This is a genomic window from Mesorhizobium sp. WSM4836 (genome assembly GCF_055811815.1).
On record NZ_JBVVQF010000007.1, the window covers coordinates 105,753 to 131,637 of the forward strand.

The 25,885-nt window shown below is 61.6% G+C and carries 25 protein-coding genes and 2 tRNA genes; 11 read left to right on the forward strand and 16 right to left on the reverse strand.

The window, feature by feature from the left end; all coding sequences use genetic code 11:
• The first annotated feature begins 1 nt into the window (after nucleotide 1).
• The 4 genes from AC0L2P_RS11215 (at nucleotide 2) to AC0L2P_RS11230 (ending at nucleotide 3,637) form a co-directional block, all read left to right on the forward strand.
• Nucleotides 2-1,042: a sugar ABC transporter substrate-binding protein gene (locus AC0L2P_RS11215; RefSeq protein WP_473501271.1), complete on the forward strand. Its 1,041-nt coding sequence runs from the start codon at nucleotides 2-4 to the stop codon at nucleotides 1,040-1,042.
• A gap of 164 nt (nucleotides 1,043-1,206) precedes the next feature.
• Nucleotides 1,207-2,202 (forward strand): ABC transporter permease, encoded by a 996-nt coding sequence (locus AC0L2P_RS11220; RefSeq protein ID WP_473501272.1) that lies wholly within the window; start codon nucleotides 1,207-1,209, stop codon nucleotides 2,200-2,202.
• On the forward strand, nucleotides 2,199-2,984 hold the full coding sequence (locus AC0L2P_RS11225; RefSeq protein ID WP_473501273.1) for an SDR family oxidoreductase: 786 nt from the start codon (nucleotides 2,199-2,201) through the stop codon (nucleotides 2,982-2,984). The genes AC0L2P_RS11220 and AC0L2P_RS11225 overlap by 4 nt, the downstream gene beginning before the upstream one ends.
• A complete protein-coding gene (locus AC0L2P_RS11230; RefSeq protein WP_473501274.1) occupies nucleotides 2,981-3,637 on the forward strand; it encodes a GNAT family N-acetyltransferase in 657 nt (218 codons plus the stop codon). Before AC0L2P_RS11225 ends, AC0L2P_RS11230 begins: the two co-directional genes overlap by 4 nt.
• 108 nt (nucleotides 3,638-3,745) lie before the next feature.
• Here AC0L2P_RS11230 and AC0L2P_RS11235 read toward each other — a convergent pair whose 3' ends face one another.
• A complete protein-coding gene (locus tag AC0L2P_RS11235) occupies nucleotides 3,746-4,144 on the reverse strand; it encodes a hypothetical protein (RefSeq protein ID WP_473501275.1) in 399 nt (132 codons plus the stop codon).
• A gap of 655 nt (nucleotides 4,145-4,799) precedes the next feature.
• Nucleotides 4,800-4,875: transfer RNA gene (locus AC0L2P_RS11240), tRNA-Val, on the reverse strand.
• A 217-nt stretch (nucleotides 4,876-5,092) separates the two neighbouring features.
• Here AC0L2P_RS11240 and AC0L2P_RS11245 point away from each other — a divergent pair.
• Nucleotides 5,093-5,169: transfer RNA gene (locus AC0L2P_RS11245), tRNA-Asp, on the forward strand.
• Between the two features lie 92 nt (nucleotides 5,170-5,261).
• Here AC0L2P_RS11245 and rbsK read toward each other — a convergent pair.
• Genes rbsK through AC0L2P_RS11260 form a run of 3 tightly spaced genes read right to left on the reverse strand, consistent with a single transcriptional unit; the run spans nucleotide 5,262 to nucleotide 7,735 of the window.
• On the reverse strand, nucleotides 5,262-6,188 hold the full coding sequence (gene rbsK, locus AC0L2P_RS11250; protein ID WP_473501276.1) for a ribokinase: 927 nt from the start codon (nucleotides 6,186-6,188) through the stop codon (nucleotides 5,262-5,264).
• A gap of 4 nt (nucleotides 6,189-6,192) precedes the next feature.
• Entirely contained in the window at nucleotides 6,193-6,645 is a 453-nt protein-coding gene (locus AC0L2P_RS11255; protein ID WP_473501277.1) for an RbsD/FucU family protein, read from the reverse strand.
• Between the two features lie 31 nt (nucleotides 6,646-6,676).
• Entirely contained in the window at nucleotides 6,677-7,735 is a 1,059-nt protein-coding gene (locus AC0L2P_RS11260; protein ID WP_473501278.1) for an ABC transporter ATP-binding protein, read from the reverse strand.
• Between the two features lie 293 nt (nucleotides 7,736-8,028).
• Here AC0L2P_RS11260 and AC0L2P_RS11265 point away from each other — a divergent pair, with 293 nt between their 5' ends.
• The 3 genes from AC0L2P_RS11265 to AC0L2P_RS11275 all read left to right on the forward strand — a co-directional run bounded on the left by AC0L2P_RS11265 (nucleotide 8,029) and on the right by AC0L2P_RS11275 (nucleotide 11,874).
• A complete protein-coding gene (locus AC0L2P_RS11265) occupies nucleotides 8,029-9,693 on the forward strand; it encodes an ABC transporter substrate-binding protein (RefSeq protein ID WP_473501279.1) in 1,665 nt (554 codons plus the stop codon).
• Between the two features lie 128 nt (nucleotides 9,694-9,821).
• Nucleotides 9,822-10,943 (forward strand): carbohydrate ABC transporter permease, encoded by a 1,122-nt coding sequence (locus AC0L2P_RS11270; RefSeq protein WP_473501380.1) that lies wholly within the window; start codon nucleotides 9,822-9,824, stop codon nucleotides 10,941-10,943.
• A 13-nt stretch (nucleotides 10,944-10,956) separates the two neighbouring features.
• Entirely contained in the window at nucleotides 10,957-11,874 is a 918-nt protein-coding gene (locus AC0L2P_RS11275) for a carbohydrate ABC transporter permease (protein ID WP_352449354.1), read from the forward strand.
• A 44-nt stretch (nucleotides 11,875-11,918) separates the two neighbouring features.
• Here AC0L2P_RS11275 and AC0L2P_RS11280 read toward each other — a convergent pair whose 3' ends face one another.
• The 3 genes from AC0L2P_RS11280 to AC0L2P_RS11290 are packed head-to-tail and all read right to left on the reverse strand — an operon-like array spanning nucleotide 11,919 to nucleotide 13,419.
• The gene (locus AC0L2P_RS11280) at nucleotides 11,919-12,662 is read right to left on the reverse strand and encodes a creatininase family protein (protein WP_473501280.1); all 744 of its coding nucleotides are present in this window, start codon (nucleotides 12,660-12,662) and stop codon (nucleotides 11,919-11,921) included.
• 5 nt (nucleotides 12,663-12,667) lie between these two features.
• Entirely contained in the window at nucleotides 12,668-13,234 is a 567-nt protein-coding gene (locus AC0L2P_RS11285) for an SIS domain-containing protein (protein ID WP_473501281.1), read from the reverse strand.
• On the reverse strand, nucleotides 13,231-13,419 hold the full coding sequence (locus AC0L2P_RS11290; protein WP_473501282.1) for a hypothetical protein: 189 nt from the start codon (nucleotides 13,417-13,419) through the stop codon (nucleotides 13,231-13,233). The genes AC0L2P_RS11285 and AC0L2P_RS11290 overlap by 4 nt, the downstream gene beginning before the upstream one ends.
• Here AC0L2P_RS11290 and AC0L2P_RS11295 point away from each other — a divergent pair, their 5' ends adjacent.
• Nucleotides 13,420-14,442, forward strand: a complete 1,023-nt coding sequence (locus tag AC0L2P_RS11295) for an aldo/keto reductase (RefSeq protein ID WP_473501283.1) — start codon at nucleotides 13,420-13,422, stop codon at nucleotides 14,440-14,442.
• A gap of 74 nt (nucleotides 14,443-14,516) precedes the next feature.
• Here the strand turns inward: AC0L2P_RS11295 and AC0L2P_RS11300 are convergent, their stop codons facing one another.
• The 4 genes from AC0L2P_RS11300 to AC0L2P_RS11315 form a co-directional block, all read right to left on the reverse strand.
• On the reverse strand, nucleotides 14,517-14,789 hold the full coding sequence (locus AC0L2P_RS11300) for an HU family DNA-binding protein (protein ID WP_006201846.1): 273 nt from the start codon (nucleotides 14,787-14,789) through the stop codon (nucleotides 14,517-14,519).
• A gap of 196 nt (nucleotides 14,790-14,985) precedes the next feature.
• Entirely contained in the window at nucleotides 14,986-17,397 is a 2,412-nt protein-coding gene (gene lon / locus AC0L2P_RS11305; protein WP_473501284.1) for an endopeptidase La, read from the reverse strand.
• 267 nt (nucleotides 17,398-17,664) lie between these two features.
• Complete coding sequence (gene clpX, locus AC0L2P_RS11310) at nucleotides 17,665-18,939, reverse strand: ATP-dependent Clp protease ATP-binding subunit ClpX (protein ID WP_006332719.1); 1,275 nt, start codon at nucleotides 18,937-18,939, stop codon at nucleotides 17,665-17,667.
• Nucleotides 18,940-19,243: 304 nt separating this feature from the next.
• Nucleotides 19,244-19,873: an ATP-dependent Clp protease proteolytic subunit gene (locus AC0L2P_RS11315; RefSeq protein ID WP_023674655.1), complete on the reverse strand. Its 630-nt coding sequence runs from the start codon at nucleotides 19,871-19,873 to the stop codon at nucleotides 19,244-19,246.
• A 345-nt stretch (nucleotides 19,874-20,218) separates the two neighbouring features.
• Here AC0L2P_RS11315 and AC0L2P_RS11320 point away from each other — a divergent pair, with 345 nt between their 5' ends.
• Nucleotides 20,219-20,809: a hypothetical protein gene (locus AC0L2P_RS11320; protein WP_473501285.1), complete on the forward strand. Its 591-nt coding sequence runs from the start codon at nucleotides 20,219-20,221 to the stop codon at nucleotides 20,807-20,809.
• On the opposite strand, the gene AC0L2P_RS11325 is transcribed toward AC0L2P_RS11320, so the two are convergent.
• Complete coding sequence (locus tag AC0L2P_RS11325; protein WP_473501286.1) at nucleotides 20,806-22,020, reverse strand: NAD(P)/FAD-dependent oxidoreductase; 1,215 nt, start codon at nucleotides 22,018-22,020, stop codon at nucleotides 20,806-20,808. The genes AC0L2P_RS11320 and AC0L2P_RS11325 overlap by 4 nt on opposite strands.
• Nucleotides 22,021-22,214: 194 nt before the next feature.
• Here AC0L2P_RS11325 and AC0L2P_RS11330 point away from each other — a divergent pair, with 194 nt between their 5' ends.
• Complete coding sequence (locus AC0L2P_RS11330) at nucleotides 22,215-23,462, forward strand: cytochrome P450 (RefSeq protein ID WP_473501287.1); 1,248 nt, start codon at nucleotides 22,215-22,217, stop codon at nucleotides 23,460-23,462.
• A 34-nt stretch (nucleotides 23,463-23,496) separates the two neighbouring features.
• On the opposite strand, the gene AC0L2P_RS11335 is transcribed toward AC0L2P_RS11330, so the two are convergent.
• The 3 genes from AC0L2P_RS11335 to AC0L2P_RS11345 all read right to left on the reverse strand — a co-directional run bounded on the left by AC0L2P_RS11335 (nucleotide 23,497) and on the right by AC0L2P_RS11345 (nucleotide 25,827).
• Nucleotides 23,497-23,847 carry a cupin domain-containing protein gene (locus AC0L2P_RS11335; protein WP_473501288.1) on the reverse strand — a complete coding sequence of 117 codons (351 nt, stop codon included), beginning with the start codon at nucleotides 23,845-23,847 and terminating at the stop codon, nucleotides 23,497-23,499.
• Between the two features lie 5 nt (nucleotides 23,848-23,852).
• Nucleotides 23,853-25,133: an O-acetylhomoserine aminocarboxypropyltransferase gene (locus AC0L2P_RS11340; RefSeq protein ID WP_473501289.1), complete on the reverse strand. Its 1,281-nt coding sequence runs from the start codon at nucleotides 25,131-25,133 to the stop codon at nucleotides 23,853-23,855.
• 172 nt (nucleotides 25,134-25,305) lie between these two features.
• Complete coding sequence (locus AC0L2P_RS11345) at nucleotides 25,306-25,827, reverse strand: CoA-binding protein (RefSeq protein ID WP_473501290.1); 522 nt, start codon at nucleotides 25,825-25,827, stop codon at nucleotides 25,306-25,308.
• Between the last annotated feature and the right edge of the window lie 58 nt (nucleotides 25,828-25,885).

A 25,885-nucleotide genomic window follows, 5' to 3' on the forward strand; every position in this document is an offset into this window, starting at 1 on the left:
CATGAAGAAAATACTTCTTTCCGTCTTCGGTATCCTGGCACTGGCCTTTGCCACGCTCACGCCGGCATTCGCTCAGTCCAAGGGCACCGTCTACTACATGGTGCCGACATTGCTCGATGAGTTCCAGACCGGCTCGGTGAGCGCGCTGGAACTGTTCCTGAAGCAGGTCGGCTACGAGATGAAGACACTAAACGCCGACAACAAGACCGATGCGCAGCAATCGCAGATGAACGACGTCATCGCGCTGAAGCCGGCGGCGATCATTCTCGCCGCCGTCGATTTCAATGCGCTGAAACCATCGATCGAGGCGGCCCGTGCCGCCGGCATCCCGGTCGTCGAGTTCGACCGCCAGATCACCTCGACCCCGTCCGACTTCACTTCGGTGGCCGGAACCGTCGAGATCGGCTACGTCGCCGCCGACCAGGCGCAAAAGCTCCTGACCGCGAAAAACGGCTCGGTGAAGGGCAAGATCCTGCAGGTTCTCGGCGATCCGGGCGACCCCTACACGCTCGACATCCAGAAGGGTTTCGAGGAGAAGATGAAGGCGTTCCCGGACGTCAAGATCATCTCGCTGCCGGCCATGCAATGGGAGGCCAGCAACGCCGGCACCATAGTTGCCGACCAGATGCTCGCCAACCCCGATATCGACCTGATCTTCAGCCATGCCGCGCATCTTTCGGTCGCTGCCGTCGCCTCGCTCGAGGCCGCCGGCAAGAAACCGGGCGACGTCATGCTGATGAGCTCGAACGGCGCTCCGGTCGGTCTCGACCTGATCCGCAAGGGCTGGCTCAATGTCGAAGTCGAGCAGCCGCTCTACGCCCAGGCCGCGGCGGTCGCCATGTTCATGGACAAGGTAGTCAACAAGCAGGAGATCAAGCCCGGCGAATACGACGTGCTTGGCCTGAAGTCGACCGTGACCAAGGAAGCGTGGGGGCCGAACATCAAGATCCCCGGCGCTGCGATCACCAAGGAAAATGTCGATAACCCCGCCTTCTGGGGCAACATGAAGCCGCCGACCGAAACCATAAAGCCGGTCGAATAGCGAACTCGCCAGAAGCTCCGGGCCACACAGGCCCGGAGCCCAGTCCTGCAGCCCGGTGCGTTCAAACGGACGCGCACGGCAACGTTGCAGCAATTTTCAACCGCACCTGATTTTTCCAAAGAACCGAGTGGTTTTTTGGGCTCGTGCGCCAACCGGATCCGCAGATGAACCCCCGCACGCGCCAAACCCTCGAGTTCATCCTCGACAATCTCGTCTGGTTCATGCTGGTCTTCGTGCTGGTGGTCTTTTCCATCCTCATCCCGAATTATTTTCAGCTCGGCATTTTCGCCAACATCATCGAGGCCTCGAGCGTGCTCGGCGTCATGTCGATCGGCCTGGCGCTGGTCATCATTGCCGGCCATATGGACCTGTCGGTCGAGTCGGTGGCGGCGCTCAGCGCCATGGCGGTCGGTATCCTGTTCTGCTCGTCGGGCATCGGCCTTGGCATCCAGTTGCAGCCGCAATGGCTGATGGTTCCGGTTTCGCTGCTGATCGCCGTTCTCGTTGGCGGGTTCATCGGCGCCTTCAACGGCTATCTGGTGGTCAGGATCAAGATGAGCGCCTTCATCATCACCCTGGCCTCCTACATCTGGGTGCGCGGCCTGGTGCTGGTCATTTCCGGCGGCCGCTCGGCGCAGGACCTTGCGCCGGCAATCCGCTGGTTCGGCATCCAGCGCCTGGGCGGCCTGCCACTGACTGCCTGGATCGCCATTGCGTGTTTCGTGGTGTTCTCGCTGATTATGGCCAAGACGCCATTCGGCAGGCACCTGGTCATGATCGGCGGCAACGAGACGGCGACCTTTCGCGCCGGCATCCGCGTCAACCGAAACCTTGTCATAGCCTTCGTTCTCGCCGGCGCGATTGCCGGCCTTGCCGGCTGGCTGCTGGCAATCCGCACCTCCGGCGCGACAGCCAATCTCGGCGTCGGCCTGTTGTTCAATGCCTTCGCCGCGGTCGTCATCGGCGGCGTCAGCCTGAAAGGCGGCGTCGGCACCTTGCCCGGCGTCTATGCCGGCGTGCTGCTTCTCTCCGCCATCAACACGGCGATCAATCTCATGGGCCTGCCGGCCAACTTCACCCAGGTGATCCACGGCCTGCTGGTGCTCGCCGCCGTGCTGCTCGACGCATTCAAGCAAACCATCCGCCAGAGGCTCGCATGAGCAGCCTACCGCAAACCGGCAGACTTTTTAGCAAGGTGGCGCTGGTCATCGGCGCTGCCCGCGGCATTGGCAAGGCGATCGCGCAGCGCTTTGCCGAGGAAGGCGCGAAGCTGGTGCTGGCCGATACCGAGACCGAAGCCGGACAAGCAACGGCAGATGAGGTCGGCGCTCAATTCATTCGCACCGACATCTCTCAGATGGCCGATGCGGAAGCCGCCGTGTCACTGGCGCTCCACCGTCACGGCCGGCTCGACATCATGGTCCAGAATGCCGGCATTTATCCCTGGCAATTGCTGGAAAACACCAGTCCCGACGATTGGGACCGGGTCATGGCGGTGAATTTGCGCGGCAGCTTTATCGCCGCGCGCGCCGCACTGGTGCCGATGAAGGCACAGCATTTTGGCCGCATGCTGTTCACCTCCTCGATCACCGGCCCGCATGTCACCAGCCCCGGCCACGGCCATTATTCGGCGACCAAGGCCGGCATCAATGGGCTGATCCGTTCGGCTGCGCTCGAATTTTCGGGCTACGGCATTACTGTCAACGGCGTCGAGCCCGGCAACATCCTCACCGAAGGCATAGAGCAGCATCGCGGAGCGGCCTTCATCAAGAACATGGAAGATGCCATCCCGCTCGGCCGGCTCGGCAGCCCGCGCGATGTGGCCAATGCCTTCCTGTTCCTGGCCTCTGACGACGCCAGTTACATCACCGGCACGACCGTCATCGTCGATGGCGGGCAGCTTTTGCCCGAGGGCAATGACTTCCGGCTGCTGCCGCCATGATCCTCGATTTCGGCGGCGGTTTCTTCCTGCGCCGCGCGACCACCGCTGATCATGCAGCGCTTGCGATGATCTGTCTCAAGACCGGCGATGCCGGCAAGGATGCCAGCGGGCGCGAGGACGACCCGGACCTGCTAGGCCTGCTCTACACCATTCCCTACCAAGTCCTCGAACCCGAGCTGGCCTTCATTATCGATAGTGCTGCAGGCGCGGCTGGCTATCTGCTTGGCGCAGCCGACACAGCCGCTTTCAATGCCAGCCTGGCGTCAAACTGGTATCCCGGCCTGCAGCCGCGCGTCGCCGACCCGGGACCCGACAGCTCGCATTGGCGCGGCAGCGACTGGGCGCGGCACCTGATCCACCAACCCGATTTCGGTGTTCCGCCTGCGCTGACAGCCTACCCGTCGCATGGCCATATCGACCTGTTGCCGCAAGCGCGCGGGAAAGGCATCGGCAGGCGCGCGATGGCCTTCCTCGAGCAGCGCCTTGCCGCGAGCGGCTCGACCGGCATTCACCTCGAAGTCATGCCGGAGAACGATGATGCGCTAAGGTTCTATAAGGCAATCGGCTTCGAGGTGCTGCAGGATCCGGAACCAGCGAAGCAATGCGTGTACGTCGGAAAACGGCTTGCGAATCCGGCGGAAGCTGCAGGCTGAGCCGCGGCGGGCAATCGCACAAGTCGCACACGACATCCACGGACATGGAAGGGTCGCAGCATCAACACGGTACGGGCAAATCGGAGTCTTGGCGGAACGTCTAACAGTTCAGCGTGGGGGCAGAGGAACATCCGCGACCGTTCCCCCGGCCACAATCGACAGCACATACAGCAGATAAATGGTTAGTACTAATAAGGCCAGGAATGAGCCGCTGGCAAAGATTCCCGCAACCGTGGCGCGGCGATACGGTTCAACTTTTTTCTTCTTAAAGGTGTCTTCTTCGCTACGGGTTGTCAAAACCCGTTCGCCTGGAAGCTGGATTTTTTCAGCCTCCTTCGATATCTTGTCCGCGAGATCTCCTGCGATCACAGGATCATTCGGAAGATGACTCGTAAGCCATCCAGGAATATTTTCGTTCCCGCCCATGCCCATACGCAAGTAAGGTTTGTTTTTGTTTGTGATCTCTAGAATTACTGCAAGTTTTAGCTTTCGGCAATCATCTGCCACCCGAGGAGGCAGCCGACCAGACTTAGGTCCCAACCGGAAAGACGGTTTGGTAAGACCAAAGTCTTATGCCTCACCCGGACTGTGAAGCGTTTGGGAGCGGCGACACGCAACAACCACAAAACCATTGGTTGCGTCGATCGCCGGTTTGTCTGCCGGGGCCACTCAGTATCGAGGGTCCATGTGCCTTACGAGGGACCGTAGTCGACAACCCACGTGCGTGTCAGCCAATCCCGATACTATCGCCCTCGAGACGCCTGCTTTGGCCCTGCGACCTCTTGAGCAGTGAATGCGACACCTCAATCAGGCGGCGCGACAGAGCGATCGAATACCGAAGCTCCTCAATCAGTCTGATACCGTGTTCGGTGGTGTGACGAGCGCGTGCTGCATGGCTGTTATCGGGCTCCCAAGGGAATTCTTTCACGTTCCGACTTCCAAACCCGGCAGACATCGACGCGAAAACCAAGGCCCGGGTCCCAACTCTTTTCCGGCAACAAACAAGCCCGTCGCATCTTTCGATTCGACGGTGCGATCACCACGCAGATCGGAGAATGATAAGGGAGGCCAGATGGCTGCGTCTACCAACCGGCAGTTGGACGATGCTCGCATGAACCTGACGTCGCACGAGCGTGTCTGGTCGAAACACTTGGCGGAAAAATGGTGGGCGATGACGGGCTCGAACCGCCGACATCTTCGGTGTAAACGAAGCGCTCTACCAACTGAGCTAATCGCCCGCTCCGGGCCGGACCTTTAAGCAGTTAGGACCGGCTTCGCAAGGCCAAATGAGCGGCCAGCGGCCTGGCCGGGAGTTGGGCTTCGGCGACAAAGTTCTGCTTGTCAAAAAACCTTCTGCTGTTTGCTGTTATGCTGTCCGGGTCCGCTTGACACCCGGTGGCTTACCCCTTATCCACCGCCCAACGACGAACACGGCTGACACGTGCTCGTCCATGCGCGGGTGTAGCTCAGTTGGTTAGAGTGCCGGCCTGTCACGCCGGAGGTCGCGGGTTCGAGCCCCGTCACTCGCGCCATTTCTCCTTCGGGCCACGGCCCTTGGTCTCGGAGAAATGTCGACGTTGATTTGTCACAAACCATCTTCGTTCGTGAGGTAATCCACACGACCTCACCCCCTCGCCAGCAGCGCCTCGACTTCCTGCAGCGTCGGCATGGACGGCGCCGTGCCTGGACGCGTCACCGAGATGCCGGCGACGGCGCAGGCGAAGCGCACCGCCTGCAGGGGTTCGATCCCCCTCGACAGCGCCGCGGTCAGGCCGCCATTGAAGGCGTCGCCGGCGCCGGTGGTCTCGACGACCGGGCCGGCGGCAACTGCTGCGACATGCACGGAACGATCGGCCGTATGCAGCAGCGCACCTTTTTCGCCGAGCGTCACGACGACCGCGCCAACGCCTTTCTCGAGCAGGCCGTCGGCTGCACGGCGGGCATCGTCGATGGAAGACACCTTGATGCCGGTCAGTTCCTCGGCCTCGGTTTCGTTGGGCGTGACATAGTCGCAAAGCGTATAGATATGGTCCGGAAGCTTTGCCGCCGGCGCCGGGTTGAGGATGGTGGTCACCCCTGCCCCGCGCGCGATCTCCAGCGCCCGCAGCGCCGCCTCGATCGGCTGTTCGAGCTGGGTGACGAAGACGCCGGCCGCGCGGATCAGGCCGGCATTTGCCTCGATATCGGCGGGCGAGATCAGCATGGCCGCGCCGGGGCTGACGATGATGGCGTTGTTGCCGCTCGTCTCCTCGATGAAGATATAGGCGGCACCGGTGTAGCTTTCCGGCGTGTCGATGACGGCGCTCTTTACGCCGGCATGCGCCCAGGTCTGCCTGGCCATATCGGCAAAGGGATCGACGCCGAGGCGGGTCAGGAAGGTGACGTCGGCGCCGAGCCGGCCAGCCGCCACCGCCTGGTTCGAGCCCTTGCCGCCGGGGCCGAGCGTGAAGGACGTGCCCAGGATCGTCTCGCCCATGCGCGGCTGGCGGGCGGCGCGGTAGGCGGTGTCGGCAACGAAAACGCCCAATATGACGATCGGTTTCGCCGGCATGCCGCTACTCCGCATCCGGCGGCACGACGCCCTTGCGAAAGGCAAAACAGCCATAGAATCGGCGCTCGCCGGTCTGGATGACGCAATAGGCCTTCCTGGCGCGTTCGTAGAAGGCGTAGCGCTCGACCGAGATCATAGGCCAGGCCTTGCCCTCGGCGGCATCGATCTCTTTTTGCACTTCCTGCTGCACGACAGGGATTTCGTCCGGCTTGCCGACGATCTCCATGCGCGCGGCCGCGTCGTCGACGAAGGTGTCCAGCGGATAGAGCGAAAGCACCGCCTTGACCACGTCGGCCGCCGACGCATCGATGCGCAGCAGCGTGCCAAGCACAGTCTGGCGGGCCACCGAATCGGACGGGAAATTGGTGTCGGCGACGATCAGATCGTCACCGTGACCCATCGCCCGCAGCGCCTGCAGCACATCGGCATTGAGCAGGGGATTGATTCCTTTGAGCATGGTATTCCTCGCGAAGTTTGCTGGGGCGAAATCAGAGCCGCTTGCCGGTCTCTGCGTCGAAGAGATGCACCTGGTCGAGCCGCGGTTTCAGGTGCAGTGTGTCGCCCGGCTTGAAGTCGTGGCGCTCACGGAACAGCGCCACCATCTCGCCCTCGCCGAAGCGCAGGAACACCAAAGTCTCGGAACCGGTCGGCTCGACCACCGAAATCTTCGCCGGAACACCATCGGGATGGATTTCGAGATGCTCGGGCCGCACGCCATAGACGACATTGCGGCCATCTTCCACGGCACTGTTGGCCGCAATCGGGAACGGCGTCCCGGCGATCTCGGCGACGGGCTTGTCGCCCTTTCGCACGACGCCCTTAAGCAGGTTCATCGAGGGCGAACCGATGAAGCCGGCGACAAACAGGTTGGCCGGCCGGTCGAACAATTCCAGGGGCGCGCCGACCTGTTCGATGCGACCGTCGCGCATCACCACGATTTTATCGGCCATGGTCATGGCCTCGATCTGGTCGTGGGTGACGTAGATGGTGGTGGTCTTCAGCCGCTGGTGCAGTTCCTTGATCTCGGTGCGCATCTGGACACGCAATTTGGCATCGAGATTGGAGAGCGGCTCGTCGAACAGGAACACCTGCGGGTTGCGCACGATGGCGCGGCCCATGGCGACGCGCTGGCGCTGGCCGCCTGAGAGCTGGCGCGGATAGCGCTTGAGGTAGGGGTTGAGGTCGAGGATGTCGGCGGCGCGCTTGACCCGCTCAGTGACCACCGCCGGGTCGGTTTTGCGCAGCTTGAGAGCAAAGGCCATGTTCTGCTCGACGGTCTTGTGCGGATAGAGCGCGTAGTTCTGGAACACCATGGCGATGTCGCGCTTGGCCGGCGGCAGATGGTTGACGACGCGCTCGCCGATGGCGATGGTGCCGCCGGAAACGGTTTCCAGCCCGGCCACCATCCTCAGCAGCGTGGACTTGCCGCATCCGGAAGGCCCGACCAGCACCACGAACTGCCCGTCGCCGATGTCGACGCTGACATCGTGCAGAACCTTGACGGTTCCGAACGCCTTGGCCACATTGCGGATAGCGACTTGAGCCATCATTCCCCCTTCAGTTGCCGTGAAGCTAAACAACGCAAACGGCGAGGGCAAGTCAGTCTCTTATAGGTGAAAAACCCATTCACGTTGACACCGCACTTCGTTGTGCGAATAGTGACAGTGCCCGGCTTATGACCCTGTTCCGGGCGCACCGGTGCGCTTGTCCGGTACTGAATGCCAAGCGTCGCGGGAGGGAGAATTCGGGCCGCTATTTACGGGAGTCGCTGTCGTTGGGGAACATAATCGGCGCTCCACCAACTGAACCAATCCACAATTGACCTTCTGGGAGGAACGAGATGAAAGTCAGCCTGTATAACCAACTTGTCCGCGCCGGGGCCACCCGCCGCGACGTGCTGAAGGGAGCGGCCAGCATGGCCGCCCTCACTGCGGCCTCCAGCGCCGGTCTCGGCGCTTTGACGCGTCCGGCAGCGGCCGCCGACGATTTGCGCGCACAGATCCTGCAGATCCCCGGCGTGGGCAAGGGTCAACCGACCGATGCCGATTTCCAGCAGGTCGGCGAGCTTTGCCTGGGCGCCACCAAGGCCAACGTCAAGGAAGGCGAATTCGCCGGTGTCGAGCTCACCTTCATGGGTCTCAACAACCAGAACCTGCACAATGTGCTGTTTCGCGGCTTCCTGAAGCCGTGGGAAACCTATACCGGCGCCAAGATCAACTGGATCGACCTGGCGCAGGCTGACTACAACGCCCGCCTGCAGCAGTCGATTGCGACCGGCACCGTCGATTTCGACATCATCGAAATGGGAGCACCGTTCGAAGGCGACGTCTGCGGCAAGGGTCTCACCTCCGAGATGCCGGACTGGGTCAAGGACCAGATCGACATGAAGGATGTCGTGGCCTATCTGCAGCCGCCGGTCGGCACATGGGAGGGCAAGCAATATCGCGTGACCGTCGATGGCGACGCGCATAATTTCAACTACCGCACCGACGTGTTCGCCGATGCCGACCTCGCCAAGGCATGGAAGGACGGCGGTGGTCAAGGTGAGTGGGGCGTGCCGAAGACCTGGCAGCAGGTGCAGGCGGTGACGAAATTCCTCAAGGGCAAGCAGGTGAACGGCCAGGATGTCTTTGGCTATCTCGATGCGCCCAAGCCCTGGGGCGGTTTCGGCTTTTATTTCCTCGGCAGCCGCGCCAGCGCCTACGCGAAGCATCCCGATGACAAGGCCTGGCTGTTCGATGCCGACACGATGAAGCCGCGCGTCAACAATCCGGCCTGGGTGCGGGCGATCCAGGACGTTATCGATGCCCTGCCCTCCGAACCTGCCGACCAGATCAACGCCGACCCGAACACCACCGCCTTCCAGCAATTCCTGGCAGGCACCGGTTCGATGGTCACCTGGTGGGGCGACGTCGGTTCGAACGTCAAGACCAACGATTCCTCGGTCGTCGGCGACATCACCGGCTTCTCGATCCTGCCGGGCTCCGATGATGTCTACAACTCCAAGACCGGCCAGTGGGACAAGCTCGCCAGCGGCCCGAACTATGCGCCGAACTGCGCCTATCTCGGCTGGGGTGTCTATGTCATGGCCCGCGTCGACAGCGACGAAAAGAAGAAGAAGGCGGCATGGTCTGCCGCTGCCCATCTTGGCGGCAAGGACCTGTCGCTATGGTGCGCGGCCTATCCATCGGGTTTCCAGCCCTATCGCAACTCGCACTTCAACATTCCGGAATGGGTGGCGGCGGGCTACGACGAAGCGTTCATCACATCGTATCTGAAGTCGGAAGCCGACAGCTACAACCATCCGAACGCGGCGATCGAGCCGCGCATCCCTGGCATCTTCCAGTATTACAGCGCCGCCGAGGACATTTTGGCCAACACCTTTGCCGGCAAGATGAAGGCGCAGGAAGGCGCCGACGCAATCGCAGCCGCCTGGGAGAAGCTGACCGACCAGATCGGCCGCGACAACCAGATCAAGCTCTACAAGGCCTCGCTCGGCATGTAGGCTGAGATCGTGAAACTTGGTCCGGCAGCGCACAGCCGCCGGACCTCCCCTTGACCGACTTGGCCCCGACCGGCTCGGCCGGTCATCGAGCCTCCTGTGAACGGGCAAGACGCGTGGCTGACCGGACCCTGGCTGACCAGACTTTGTCGACAAGTGAATGGCCCGCAGGCGCCGTGCCATCCGACCTGATACCGCGGAGCCGCAAACGGCTTGGCTGGGCGCTGATGGCTGCGGCGACGCTCGGCCTTCTGGCGGTGATCGCGCTGCAGATCCTTTACAAGAGCGATGTCGACGCTATCGGCTTCGAGACCTGGCGGCCCGTGGTCTACGCCTACATACTGTGGGGTGTCGCGCTCGGTGTCGGCCAGGTGCTGACGCGCGGCGAGGACGGCCAGCGCGCGCTGTTCCTGCTGCCGGCGCTGCTGTTCACCATTGCCATGGTGATTTTCCCGACGCTGTTCGGCTTCTATATCGCGCTGACCGACTGGAACCTCAGTTCCTTCAGCGGCCGGCAGTTCAACGGGCTCGACAATTTCTGGCAGATGCTGAACGACGCCTATTATCGCAACGCGCTGTTCAACATGGTGCTCTACGTGCTGGCGGTGTTCGTCGAATATGTCATCGCCTTCGGCCTGGCACTGCTGCTCAACGCGCAGATCCGGGCGCGAAAATTCTTCCGTGTCGTGTTTCTCATGCCCCTGATGCTGTCGCCGGTCGCGGTTTCGTGGATGATCGGCAAGTCGCTGATGGAATACCGCTTCGGGCCGGCCGCGACGCTGGCGCGGCATCTCGGCTGGGAAAACCCGGCCTTCTTCTCCAACCCGATTACCGCCCGCATCTCGATCATGGTGCTGGACGCGTGGACTTTCATCCCGTTCATGATGATCATGCTGCTCGCCGGCCTGCAGGCGATGTCGCGTGAGGTGCTCGAGGCCGCGCGTGTCGATGGCGCCACCGCCTGGCAGACTTTCTGGCAAGTCACCTTCCCGCTGATGCTGCCGGTGTCGGTGACGGCGGTCATCCTGCGCATTATCTTCAAGCTGAAGCTCGCCGACATCATCATCACCGTCACCTCCGGCGGCCCGGGCGGCGCGACCGATTCGGTGTCGAGCTTCATCTACCGCGAATATCGCGACCGTTCGAATGTCGGCTACGGCACCATGCTGGCGATGGCCTATCTGATCATCATCATCGTCTTCGTGACCTGGCTGCTGAAATTCGCCAGCCGGTTCGTACGCAATGTCAATTGATCGGGCCGGCAAGATGAGCGTTCAAACCACCGACTATGCCGCGTCCGAAATCCGCTCGCCGGCAAGCTTTGTCGCCAACCGTGTCTTCATCTACGGCGCCCTCATCTTCTGGGCCTTCATCTGCCTGTTCCCGATCTATTGGACGATAACCACCTCGTTCAAGACCGCGGTCGATGTCACCCAGGGCCATCTGATCCCGTTTGTCGACTTCCAGCCCGATTGGAAAGGCTGGCGTTCGCTCGGCCTGTCGCCGGACTCGATCTTTCGGACGTCGACGGTGCGCGACGAATTCATCAAGCGTTTCATGAATTCGGTCATCACCTCGGTCGGCGCGTCGACCCTCGCCATCGTCATCGGCAGTCTCGCCGCATACGGGCTGACCCGCTACCGCTACAAATTCGCGTGGTTCAGGAACGAGGACATTTCCTTCTTCTTCCTGTCGCAGCTGATCCTGCCGCCAGTGGTTTTGGCCCTGCCCTTCCTCGTGCTCTACAGGGAAGTCGGCCTGCTCGACACGCGCGTCGGGCTGATCCTGCTCTACACCCTGATGGTGCTGCCGATCGTCATCTGGATCATGCGCGACCAGTTCAACTCGATTCCCGTGGAATTGGAGGAGGCAGCACTCGTCGACGGCCTGTCAATCTGGGGCGCCTTCTTGCGCATCGTCATGCCGATCGCGCTGCCGGGAATGGTCGCGGCCTTCATCCTGGCGATGGTGCTGTGCTGGAACGAATATTTCTTTGCCGCGCTTTTGACCTCGACCGACGCCAAGACCATTCCTGTCATGGTGGCGAGCCAGACCGGCTCGCAAGGCATCAACTGGTGGTCGATGGCGGCGCTCGCCACCGCCGCCATCACACCGCTCGCCGTCATTGGCATCGCGCTGGAGCGCTACCTGATCATGGGCATGACAGCGGGCGCGGTGAAATAACTGCACCAGCTCTCCCTTCTCCCACAACGAGAAGGGAAAACGCGCTAACACGAAAGTGTTGCCCGCAAATGCTCGAGGATCGTGGCAACCCCTTTTTGCCCCAATTCCGCCGAGGCTTCGGGCGCACTTGCCGTGTACCAGCCGGTGTTGTCTGCGAAGCGGCCGGCATCCACCGCGTCCGGGCACAACGCCAGCATCAGTGACGTCTCGCCGACGCCGGCATGGTCGAACGGATACTGGCTGTGCATTGAGGCCGGCATCAGCGGATGCACCTGCACCCAGTTGAAGAAATTAATGCCCTCGGCGTGCTCGGCATAATAGTCGGCCATCGCCGCAGAGCCCCACCAGCCTTCGCCGCGTTCTTTCTCCAGGAAGCGGAAGATCGCCTGCCGGCCGGCGGCCTTGAAGGCGAGATCGGTTGGCATGCCGGCGGCAAAATTTTCGGTCTGGTGGTGAATGATGGCATGGATGTTGCGGAAGCCTATGCGCAGCAGGCTGTAGAACAATTCTTCCGCAAATGGCGCCAGCACATTGCCGCCGACCTGCACCGAGCCGCTGGCTTCCGGCGCTGCAACCGCATAGCTCGCCGCGCCGTAGTAGAAGGGTGGCAGGATAATGATGTCGGCTTCTTTTTCGAACAATTCCAGGCTCTTGACCACCGCCAGTGTGTCCATGCCGACGGCCATGTGCTCGCCATGATATTCGAGCACACCGAGCGGCAACACGACCGGCCGGTTCTCGGCGATCGCCTTGCGAATCTGGTGCGGCAGCATCAATTCGTAGCGCATGACACCTACTCCATATTGGTGTGGCGGGCGCGCATCGCTTCCGGCGAGACGCCGGTCAGATCCCTGAGCTTCAGCACCATCACTTCGAAGAGGACGAACAGCGCGCCTTCGAAAACCGAGCCCATCGGCAGGACGGATGTCTTTTCGGGACCCTGGTCGTCGGCCATGGTCTGAGCCGGGATAAGCAGGGCGAAGTCGGCCAGCTTCGCGGCAGTGCTGTCGGCTTGCGCGGTGAGCAGCAGGACTGTGGCACCGGCCGCGCGCGCGACCTGCATCAAGATCAGCACCGTCGACGTCTCGCCCGGGCCGGAACTGGCGAGGAAGACATCGCCCGCGCCCAGCGGCGGTGTGGTCATGTCGCCGACGACCGACACCGGCAAGCCGAGATGATAGAGCCGCATGGCAAAACCCTTGACCTGCAGCGCCTCGCGGCCGCAGCCATAGGTGACAATCTTTTTCGCGCCGGCCAGGATGACGCAAGCGGCGTCGATGCGGCTTGCGTCGATACGCTCCAGCACGGTGCCAAGCTCGGTCAGCGCAATCCCAAACAGGTTTTCGCCGGCGTCCGTCATGACATTTGCACGAGCTTGCCGGTGCCGGAGAGCCACTTGAATATCTCGGTCACATTTGCCTCGAACAGCTTGTTTTCATTCATGCTATCACCGCGAAAATCAGTGTCCAACAACACGCAGTGCTTTTGATGCGCCACAGCCGTGATAGTGTCATGGCAAATCGCAAAACGAGGAACCGGCAGCATATGAAGACACGGCATTTCGACCGCATCGGCAATGGCGGCATCAACGTCACCGAGCTCGGTTTCGGCACGGCGCCGCTCGGCAATCTTTATCGTGCCGTGACCGACGAGGATGCCAATGCCACGCTGGAAGCGGCATGGCGGGTCGGCTGCCGCTACTACGACACGGCGCCGCTCTATGGGCTAGGCCTTGCCGAAACGCGGCTCAATCCGTTCCTGCGTTCGAAGAAGCGCGACGACTACGTGCTGTCCAGCAAGGTCGGGCGCATCATGCACGCCTGCCCGCCGGAACAGCGTACCGGCATCGGCAAATTCTTCGACACCCCATCGCGCCGCGAGGTTTATGATTACAGCTATGATGGCGTCATGCGCTCCTTCGAAGCCTCGCTGGAACGGCTCGGCGTTGACCGCATCGACATCCTCTTCGTGCACGATGTCGACATCTTCACGCATGGCAGCAAGGAAGCCTCGGATCAGCGCATCCAGGAATTCATGAGCTCCGGCTACTACAGATTGCTGGCATTGCGCGACCAGGGCGTGATCAAGGCATTCGGCGGCGGCATCAACGAGTGGCAGGTTGCCCAGACGCTGGCCGAGCGCGGCGATTTCGACCTGTTCCTGCTTGCCGGGCGTTACACGCTGCTGGAGCAGGAAGCGCTGCAGTCTTTCCTGCCGCTATGCCAGCAACGCGGCATCGGCATCGTTCTCGGCGGGCCGTATAATTCCGGCATCCTGGCAACCGGGCCGAAACCCGGCGCCTATTACAATTATTCGGAGGCGCCGCAGGATATCATCGACCGCGTTACCCGCATCGAGGCCGTCTGCAAGCGCCACGGCGTGCGCCTGATCGAGGCCGCGCTGCAGTTCCCGCTGCTGCATCCCTCGGTCGTCTCGGTAATTCCGGGCGGCCAGCGGCCGGGCGAAGTCGAAAGCAATCGCTCGCTGCTCGACACGAAGCTGCCATCGGCGCTGTGGGTCAATCTCAAGAAAGAAGGCTTAATGCGCACGGACGCGCCGACGGCGTAGCGCCGCCTTGTCCAACAGAAAAGAAAAACCGGATATGCCGGCTTTTCTTTTCTCTGAAAGACTTAAGAAGGCGCTTAGTTGACAGCGTCCTTGAGGCCCTTGCCGGCCGAGAACTTCGGCACGGTGCGCGCCGGGATCTTCACTTCCGCACCGGTCTGCGGATTGCGGCCGGTCGACGCGGCGCGTTTTGACACGGTGAAATTTCCGAAGCCGACAAGCCGGACATCGCCGCCCTTTTTCAGTTCGCCGGTGATGACGGAAAACACCGCATCAACCGCCGACTGCGCGTCACCCTTCGAAATACTCGCGGCATCGGCGACAGCGGACACCAGTTCGTTCTTGTTCATAAAAATTCCCTTCCATGAGAAAACCGGAACATTCGACTCATCCGGCAGGAAACGGACTTTAGAAAGAAGCGCTCCGGCAACCAAGTCAAAAAGCGCTTAAAAAGTCGAAAAAAGCCCGGAAATCCGGGGTTCTTCACATGAAAAAGCCGGGCTCAAGGCCCGGCTCTCTCTTTGTGCATTGCAACTTTAGCAAGAACTAATGTGCCAGCGATTTACCAGCTTCGTCTGCGACATCGACCACGGCAGGCGCATTAGTGGGTTCGACCCACTGGATCGGTTCCGGCATGCGCACCAGCGCGTGGCGCAACACTTCGCCGACGCGTGAGACCGGAATGATTTCCATGCCGCTCTTCACGTTTTCCGGAATCTCCGCCAGATCCTTGGCGTTCTCCTCCGGGATCAGCACCTTCTTGATGCCGCCGCGGAGTGCGGCAAGCAGCTTTTCCTTAAGGCCGCCGATCGGCAACACCCGGCCGCGCAGCGTGATCTCGCCGGTCATCGCCACATCGGCTCTGACCGGGATGCCGGTCAGCACCGAGACGATCGCCGTTGCCATCGCCACGCCGGCCGACGGCCCGTCCTTCGGGGTTGCGCCCTCCGGCACGTGGACGTGGATATCGCGCTTGTCGAACAGCGGCGGCTCGACGCCGAAATCGATGGCCCGCGAGCGGACGTAAGAGGCCGCCGCAGAGATCGATTCCTTCATCACGTCGCGCAGATTGCCGGTCACTGTCATGCGGCCCTTGCCGGGCATCATGACGCCTTCCACCGTCAACAGCTCGCCGCCGACTTCTGTCCAGGCGAGCCCGGTGACCACGCCGACCTGATCGTCGCTCTCGACCTGGCCGAAGCGGAAGCGCGGAACACCAAGGTAATCGGCAAGATTGTCCGCCGTGATGTTGATCGTCTTCTTCTTCGTCTTCAGGATCTCGGTCACCGCCTTGCGCCCGAGCTTCATCAGCTCGCGTTCCAGGCTCCTGACGCCCGCTTCACGGGTGTAGGTCTGGATGATGCCGCGGATCGCGTCCTCGCCGACGGAGAACTCCTTCGACTGCAACGCGTGGTCGCGGATCACCTTGGGCATCAGGTGACGCTTGGCGATCTCGATCTTCTCGTCCTCAGTGTAGCCGGCGATACGGATGATCTCCATGCGGTCCATCAAGGGCGCAGGGATATTCAGCGTGTTCGCCGTCGTCACGAACATCACGCTCGACAGGTCGTATTCGACCTCGAGGTAATGGTCCATGAACGTCGAGTTCTGCTCGGGATCGAGCACCTCGAGCAAAGCCGATGACGGATCCCCGCGGAAATCCTGGCCCATCTTGTCGATCTCGTCGAGCAGGAAGAGCGGGTTGGATTTCTTCGCCTTCTTCATCGACTGGATAACCTTGCCGGGCATCGAGCCGATGTAGGTGCGGCGGTGACCACGGATCTCGGCCTCGTCGCGCACGCCGCCCAGCGCCATCCGGATGAACTCGCGGCCGGTCGCCTTGGCGATCGACTTGCCGAGCGAGGTCTTGCCGACGCCGGGAGGTCCGACGAGGCACAGGATCGGCCCCTTCAGCTTCTTCTGGCGGCTCTGCACAGCGAGGTATTCGACGATGCGGTCCTTGACCTTGTCGAGGCCGAAATGATCCGTATCGAGCACGTTCTGGGCAAAGGCCAGATCCTGCTTGACCTTGGAGTTCCTGCCCCACGGGATCGACAGCAGCCAGTCGAGATAGTTGCGCACCACGGTCGATTCAGCCGACATCGGCGACATCGTCCGCAGCTTCTTCAGTTCGGCTTCCGCCTTTTCGCGGGCCTCCTTGGAAAGCTTGGTCTTCTTGATGCGCGCCTCGATCTCGGCGGCCTCGTCGCGGCCGTCTTCGCCCTCGCCGAGCTCCTTCTGGATCGCTTTCATCTGCTCGTTGAGGTAGTATTCGCGCTGCGTCTTCTCCATCTGGCGCTTGACGCGCGAGCGGATGCGCTTCTCGACCTGGAGCACCGAGATTTCGGCTTCCATGAAGCCCATCGCCTTTTCCAGCCGTTCCTTGACGGACAGCGTTGCGAGCATCTCCTGCTTCTCGGGGATCTTGATGGCAAGATGCGAAGCGACCGTGTCGGCGAGCTTGGAATAGTCGTCGATCTGGCTGGCGGCACCCACCACTTCGGGCGAGATCTTCTTGTTCAGCTTGACGTAGTTCTCGAAGTCGGTGACCACGGAACGTGCCAGCGCCTCGACCTCGACCTCTTCCTCATCCGGTTCGACCAGCGCAGCAGCACGGGCTTCATGGAAGTCGGGACGGTCGGTGAACGCGACGATTTTCGCGCGCGAGGCGCCTTCGACCAGCACCTTCACGGTGCCGTCCGGCAGTTTCAGCAATTGCAGCACGTTGGCGAGCGTGCCGATGTCAAAGATGGCATCGGGCTCCGGATCGTCGTCGGCGGCATTCATCTGGGTCGCGAGCAGGATCTGCTTTTCCTGACCCATCACTTCTTCCAGCGCCTTGATCGACTTTTCACGCCCGACAAAGAGCGGAACGATCATGTGCGGGAACACCACGATGTCGCGCAGTGGGAGGACTGCGAAGACGCCGTCGCTGGGAGCCTTGGGTAATTTGGCCATTGTCCAACCTTTCATGTCGCGGCCGCCAATCGGCCAACCGCGAATCTCATATTAACGACCGGGGATCGTTCCGCCTACCACCGTTTGTGACGGGAGTTTTACAGCACAGAATTCGGCCCACGGCCTTCCGCCTTTAGTTGGAGGCACAGGGGGTAAAGATCAAGGGTCAACACGGTCCGTCCCTCCAATCCACAGCCAGCACCCGGTGTACGACAGCAAAACGGCGCCCTGCGGCGCCGTTTCAAAAAAACCCATTGCCGGCTCACGTCAGGCGCTGACGTTGCCCTTCTTTTCCTTCTGCTCGGAATAGATGTAGAGCGGCCTGGCATTGCCTGACACCACCTCTTCCGAAATAACGACTTCGCGCACGCCTTCCAGTGCCGGCAGCTCGAACATGGTGTCGAGCAGGATCGCTTCCATGATCGAACGCAGGCCGCGTGCGCCGGTCTTGCGCTCGATGGCGCGCTTGGCGATGGCCGAGAGCGCGTTCTCGTGGAAAGTCAGGTCGACATTTTCCATCTCGAACAGCCGCTGATACTGCTTGACCAGCGCGTTCTTCGGCTCGGTCAGGATCTGGATCAGTGCCGGCTCGTCGAGATCCTCCAGCGTCGCCAGGACAGGCAAACGGCCGACGAACTCGGGAATGAGGCCGAACTTCAAGAGATCCTCAGGCTCGACCAGGCGGAAAACATCGCCGGTGCGGCGATCCTCGGGCGAAGCGACAATGGCGCCGAAACCGATCGAGGTCTTCCTGCCGCGATCCGAAATGATCTTGTCCAAGCCGGCGAAAGCGCCGCCGCAGATGAACAGGATGTTAGCGGTGTCGACCTGCAGAAATTCCTGCTGCGGATGCTTCCTGCCGCCCTGCGGCGGCACGGAGGCAACGGTGCCTTCCATGATCTTCAAAAGTGCCTGCTGCACGCCCTCGCCCGACACGTCGCGGGTGATCGAGGGATTGTCCGACTTGCGCGAGATCTTGTCGATCTCGTCGATATAGACGATGCCGCGCTGGGCGCGCTCGACATTGTAGTCGGCCGACTGCAACAGCTTCAGGATGATGTTCTCGACGTCCTCGCCGACATAGCCGGCCTCGGTCAACGTCGTCGCGTCGGCCATGGTGAAGGGGACGTCGATGATGCGGGCCAGCGTCTGCGCCAGCAACGTCTTGCCGCAGCCGGTCGGGCCGATCAGCAGGATGTTCGACTTCGCCAGCTCGACGTCGTTGTTCTTGCCGGCATGGGCGAGGCGCTTGTAATGGTTGTGGACGGCCACCGACAGCACGCGCTTGGCGTAGGGCTGGCCGATGACATAGTCGTCGAGAACCTTGAGGATTTCCTGCGGGGTAGGCACGCCCTCGCGCGACTTCACCATCGAGGTCTTGTTCTCCTCGCGGATGATGTCCATGCACAGCTCAACGCATTCGTCGCAGATGAACACCGTCGGCCCGGCAATCAGCTTGCGCACTTCGTGCTGGCTTTTGCCGCAAAACGAGCAATAAAGCGTGTTCTTCGAATCACCGCTGTTGTTGCCGACTTTGCTCATTTTCATGTCCTTTCATGGCCGCCCGCCGATGGTCTGGTTGAAAGGGCGCATATTCAATCTATCGCGGCAACCCGCCGCCGCCAGTGCCCCGGCTCCCGCAACGCATTCCGTACGAAACACAAATCGGAAAACGGGGCAATGATTCGAACAACCCCACGCAAAGCTAAGCCGTCGAAAATCAACATAGCCTTAACGTAGGCAATTGCACCCGTCGAGGGAACAGCCAATTGTGGCCGAAATGCCGCAAGCTGCGCCAAAAGCGCGTGATCCCGCCACTCATTGCCACCGCCAGGCCACCACGGGCCTATAAGGCAATACCTTCGACCGGCTCACGTGACGAAATGACCTTATCGATGAGGCCAAAATCCCTAGCCTCGTCGGCAGTCATGAAATGGTCACGGTCGAGCGTCTTTTCAATCTCATCGTAGCTCTTGCCGGTGTGCTTGACGTAAACCTCGTTGAGGCGACGCTTCAGCTTGATGATGTCCTGCGCATGGCGCTCGATGTCGGAGGCCTGGCCCTGGAAGCCGCCGGAAGGCTGGTGGACCATGATGCGGGCGTTCGGCGTGGCGAAGCGCATGTCCTTGTGGCCGGCAGTCAGGAGCAGCGAACCCATCGATGCGGCCTGGCCGATGCACAGCGTCGACACGGCAGGCTTGATGAACTGCATCGTATCGTAGATCGCCATGCCGGAGGTGACGACGCCGCCGGGCGAGTTGATATAGAGGTTGATTTCTTTCTTCGGATTCTCCGCCTCGAGGAACAGCAGCTGCGCGCAGACCAGCGTCGCCATGCCGTCCTCGACCGGGCCGGTGATGAAAATGATGCGCTCCTTGAGGAGCCGCGAGAAAATGTCGTAGGCCCGCTCGCCGCGATTGGTCTGTTCGACCACCATCGGAACGAGGTTCATGTAGGTTTCGACGGGGTTCTTCATGGACTATCCCTTTTTGAGGATGGGATTCCGGCGCCGGAGATTTCCAATCGGGCAGAATCGGTTCTGGGGTCGTTATTGTGTAAATAGGATGCCGGCTCACCCTAGCGCAAGGCCGCCTCTCCTAGCCATCCGGTTAAGTCGAATCAAGGTTTCTACGCCAGTTTCGTCCGTCGCCGTGCCGGCAGCCCCTCTCCTGCGGTAGGACGCGCGCTCATGCTGGCAGTTATTTAGCAGTTCTTAACCGCATCGCTTAACGAAAAGTGGTGAAACCGCTTTTTCCGGCCACCGCCTACCCTACAGCTCAACGTTGAACTCGCTTCACGCAGTTCAAACAGGGGGAGTGCGATGATCAGGAAAGCTGCTTCCTTGGCCCTTACCGGCATCACCGTTCTCGGCATGACGTCCGAAACGGCCGCTGGCGGACGTGCCGTCGAATGCTACGAGCAGGTCAACCGGTCGGCCATTTACGACACGGTCTATGAAGATGTGCTCGTCAGCCCAGCCGGCCAGCAGGTGGAATACGAGGCGCCAATCTACGGGACGCGTGAGCGCGTGGTGCAGATCGCGCCGGCGCGCGTCAGCTATGAAATCGTGCCGGCCATCACCCGCATCATCTATCACACCGTGAGGGTCGATGACGGCGGCTATTCCTGGGAATGGCGCATCATCAATGGCCGCAAGGTGCTGTGCAAGGTCAGGCACAAGGCGCGCTATGAACGCGTGGCCGAAATCGTCGTGATCGAGCCGGAACGCCGGCGGCGGGTTGTCCTCCCCGCCGAATACGAGAGCGTCGCCGAAGAGGTGCTGGTGCGGCCGGAGCAGCGCCGCATCATCGACATTCCGGCGTCCTACCAGAGAGTGGCGCGCCGCGTAGTGGTCAGGGAGGGCTCATCGAGCTGGCGGCGCGTGCATATTCCGAGGCATTGCCGATACTAAAGCGTGTCGCGTTCGACCGGCCTCATGCGACGCGCTTTGGGTTCTTGTTTTATGCATGTCGCTATCGCAAAACCGCTGCACACTTTTTCGCGACATGCATTAGGCGCCCAGGCCGCCTCCGCCCTGAGCCATTTCTTCAGGCCGTCGACATCGCCATTGCCGAGGCAGGCCGCAACCCTTCTGCCGACCGCCGCGCCGAACTTGTAGCCATGGCCGGAGCAGGCCGAGACAACCAGGCATTTGCCTTCCTGGTGGGCCAGGAACTTCTCGTCGGCGGTGAAGGTGTAGGCGCAGGTGACCACTTCGGTGACCTTGTACTCCTCGATGCGGGCAATCGGTGGCGAAAACAGGTTGCGGATCGCCTCACCCTCGCCTGGAACCGGTTGGCGGTTCCAGTCGGCATCGCTGGTCGGCACCTTATGCAGGCCCGAGCCGAATTTCATGCCGGCGCCACCTGTGGGCGGGATAGCGTAGCCGTCGACGGTGCCGCCGACTTCGAGGATAACCGGTGCTGCCTGCCAGACTGCCTTCAAATCCACAGGCGGTTCGACATAGGCGAGCGCGGTGCGCCAGGTCTTCAGTTCGCCATCCAGTTCCGGAAACAGTTTCAGCACCCACGCGCCGGCAGCGACGACGATCCGGTCGGCCTGCATCGTTTCGCCGCTCGCAAGCACGACATGTCCGGCGTCGGCGTCGATCTCGACCACCTTGCTGTTTTCGTAGACATTGGCGCCGTTCGTGCGCAGCCATCCGGCGAGGCTAGATGCGATCTTGCGGCAATGCAACGCGCCACCTTCCGGCGAAAAATACGCATAGCGGAACGAACCGGGCTGCAGGAACGGCCAGCGTTCCACCGCAGCGTCCGGTTCGAACAATTCGAACGGATAATTCCCGGCTTCCATGCCTTCGCGGTATTCCTCCGCCTCATCTCCCGGCTCGCGCGAAATACAGATGAAGCCGCGGGGATCGAGATGGCTTTCGCCGAGATCGGCCCACATCCCATCCCATGCTTCATAGGCCTCGGTGATCAGCCGGCCGTAGCCCGTTTCGGCCCGGTAGGCGCGGCGGATGATGCGATGGTGGTCGCCGGAGGCGGCGAGCGGATTGGGGATCGACCCCTGCTCGACGATCGAGACAAGGTGACCGGCCTTGACCAGAGACCACGCCGTCGAAAGCCCGGCAATGCCCGCACCGACCACGATCACATTCATGAAACCGTCCTTCCGCAACCGCGTCGGCGGCTCGCCCCACGGGAGGGCCAACATACGGTCTGGCACCAGACTGGCAAGCCTTGGAGCGCCGCGCGTCCTTCGACGCGCAAAGGACGCTCCAACACTCTGAATCTGCGCATGATCCTTTCCGAAAACCGATTCCGGTTTTCGGGGTCATGCGCTAATGGTCTGGCATGACCGAATTGAAGCCGCCTTACCTTGCCTTTGATCCAGCCACGCGTCGCCTGCGGCTCGATCCGCACGAGCCGGCTTTTTTCCAGGACCCTTATGAAGCCTACGCCTTCCTGCACGGTGCATCGAGCGCCTTCTTCTGGGAGGAGTTTGGTTTCTGGTGCTTTGGCGGCTTCGACGACGTCAACCGTCTGCTGCGCGACCGCCGCTTCGGCCGCCAGAACCCGGCCGGCATTCCGGACAGCAGGGGCATCGGCCAGGATCGCACGCATCTCAGCGCCCTCGACGGCGTCGAGGCCAATTCGATGCTGGAGCTGGAGCCGCCCGTCCACACACGGCTCAGAACGCTGGTCAACCGCGCCTTCGTCTCGCGCGAGGTCGAGCGGCTCAGGCCGCGCGTCGAGGCGCTGGCAAACGAACTGATCGACCGTTTCGAACCAGGAGGAGTCGACCTGCTGCCGGCGTTCGCCGCTCCCTTGCCGATCACCATCATTACGGAAATGCTCGGCGTGCCGGTCGACATGGGGCCGCAGTTGCTCGACTGGTCGCATCGGATGGTCGCCATGTACATGCATGGCCGCACCCGCGAGACGGAAGAGACAGCCAATCGCGCGGCGCGGGATTTTTCGGATTTTCTGCGCGGCTACGTCGCCGAGCGGCGAAAGAGGCCGGGGGAGGATCTTCTGTCGCTGCTGATTGCGGCACAGGAGGACGGCCAGAAACTGTCGGAGGACGAACTGGTGTCCTCGGCAATCCTTTTGCTCAATGCCGGCCATGAGGCAACGGTGCACCAGACCGGCAATGCAGTGCGCTCGATCCTTGCGCAAGGCGGCGACCCGCGCCGCTTCTTCGTCTCGCCGGAAGCAACAGCCGCGACGGTCGAAGAGTGCCTGCGTTACGATGCGCCACTGCACATGTTCACGCGCTACGCTTATCAGGAGGTCGAGGCCGGGCCTGGTATCGTCGTTCAGCCGGGCGAGACGATCGGCCTGCTGCTCGGCATGGCCAATCACGACCCGGTGGCCTTTGCCGAGCCCTTCGCCTTCAGGCCGAACCGCGCCGACCAGAAGAACGTATCGTTCGGCGCAGGCATCCATTTCTGCATCGGCGCGCCGCTCGCCCGGCTCGAACTGCAGGTGTCGCTGAAAACTTTGTTCGAACGCTTGCCGCGGCTGCATCTCGCCGAACAGCCACGCTTCTGCGACAGCTATCATTTCCATGGGCTGGAAACGCTCGCCGTGCGCTTTTGAATATTCGGTCCGGCAGGCTCAGCCGCAGGGGCGATCAAAGCTTGATCACATACTCCTTGCGAGTCGTTTCAAGCACTTCCCAACTGCCCTTGAAGCCCGGCCTCAGCACGAAGCTGTCGCCGGCTCTGACAGTGCGCGCCCTTCCGCCGTCTTCGGCGATCACTGAAACGCCCGACAGGATATGGCAGAACTCCCATTCGTCATATTCGAGGCGCCATTTGCCTGGCGTCGCTTCCCAGACGCCGGCATAGAGGCCGCCGTCCTGTTCCTCAACATTCCAGGTGCGGAATTTCGGATCGCCCGAAATCAGGCGATCCGGCGCGGGTGCGCCAAGTTCCGGTTCGACCGTGTCGACGCCGACGGAAAGAAATTTCGGCGTGGTCATGGCGATCAAACCTTGGCGAGAGCCTGTTCCAGATCGGCGACTATGTCGTCGACGTCCTCGATACCGACCGAAAGCCTGACCGTGTCCGGCCCTGCCCCGGCGTTGATCTTCTGCTCGTCGGAAAGCTGGCGATGCGTGGTCGATGCCGGGTGGATGACCAGCGACTTGGTGTCGCCGACATTGGCCAGGTGCGAGAACAGTTCGAGCGCCTCGACGAATTTGATGCCCGCCGTGTATCCGCCCTTCAACCCGAATGTGAACACCGCGCCGGCGCCCAGCGGCGAATACTTCTTCTGCAGCGCATTGTTCTTGTCGCCGGGCAGGCCGGGATAGGACACCCAGGCCACGTTGGGGTGGTTGGAGAGCCATCCAGCAACCGCCGCGGCATTGTCGCAATGGCGCTGCATCCTGAGCGGCAAGGTCTCCAGGCCGGTCAGGATCAGGAACGCGTTGAACGGCGAAATCGCCGCGCCGATGTCGCGCAGCCCGAGCACGCGGGCCGCGATGGCGAAAGCGAAATTGCCGAAGGTTTCATGCAGGACCATGCCGCCATATTCGGGGCGCGGCTCCGACAGCATTGGATAACTGCCCGACTTCGACCAATCGAACGTGCCGCCGTCGACGATGGCGCCGCCGATGGAATTGCCGTGACCGCCGATGAACTTGGTCAGCGAATGCACGACGATGTCGGCGCCATGCTCGATCGGCCGCAGCAGATAGGGCGAGGCCAGTGTGTTGTCGACGATCAGCGGCAAGCCGTGCTTGCGGGCAATATCGCCGATCTTCTCGATGTCGACGAAGACGCCGCCCGGATTGGCCAGGCTTTCGATGAAGATCGCCTTGGTCCTGTCGTCGATCTGGCTCTCGAAAGTCGAGATGTCATTGGTGTCGGCCCAGCGCACCTGCCAACCGAAATTCTTGAAGGCGTGGCCGAACTGGTTGATCGAGCCGCCGTAAAGCTTTGTCGCTGAAACGAAATTGTCGCCGGGCTGCATCAGATTGTGGAAGACCAGCACCTGCGCAGCATGGCCGGAGGCGACCGCAAGGCCTGCCGTGCCGCCTTCGAGTGCCGCGATGCGCTCTTCCAGCACCGCCTGAGTCGGATTCATGATGCGCGTGTAGATGTTGCCGAACGCCTTCAGCCCGAACAGCGAGGCAGCATGATCGGCATCGTCGAAGACGAAGGAGGTGGTCTGATAGATCGGCGTCGCTCGCGCCCCTGTCGCCGGGTCCGGCTTGGCGCCGGCGTGGACGGCGAGCGTGTTGAAACCGGGCGTGCGGGCCATCGAAAACCTCCCTCAATGGTGAATGGTGAATGGTGAATGGTGAATGGTGAATGGTGAATGGTGAATGGTGAATGGCAGAGTTGGCCAGCCCCATCCCGATTGCAAGCGGCTCATGTGCCGCCTTGCCGCCTTCCAGAAAAATCCTTCTATTCACTATTCACCATTCACTATTTCACCGCTGGCGAACGCCGAAACTCTGGAACCCCGGCCGCATCAGCGGCTTCTTCGACGACAGCACGCCTGAATTGACGCCGGTCCAGCCGATCTCGCCGGACAGCTTGCCATATTCGATCTTGGGGCAACGGTTCATCACCACCTTGATGCCGGCGGCTTCGGCGCGTGCGGCCGCCTCGTCATGGCGTATGCCAAGCTGCATCCAGATGACCTTCGGCAAGGGATCGAGCCGCAACACCTCATCGACAATGCCCGGCACGGCAGAGGAAGCGCGAAACACGTCGATCATGTCGATAGGTCCCGGAACGTCGGCGAGCCTGGCATAGGTCATCTGGCCGAGGATCTGCTTGCCGGCCTGGCCGGGATTGATCGGGAACACCGAAAACCCTTTGCCGAGCAGATATTTCAGCACGAAATAGCTCGGCCGCACGTCATTGGCCGAGGCGCCGACCATGGCGATTGTCTTCACCGAATTGAGGATGCCGGCGATATAGGCGTTGTCGTAGGCGTCGTGGTTCATGCCTCGTCATACAGCGCTTCAGAGTGAGGTGCCAACAGCCGAGCAAACGGCTTGCACT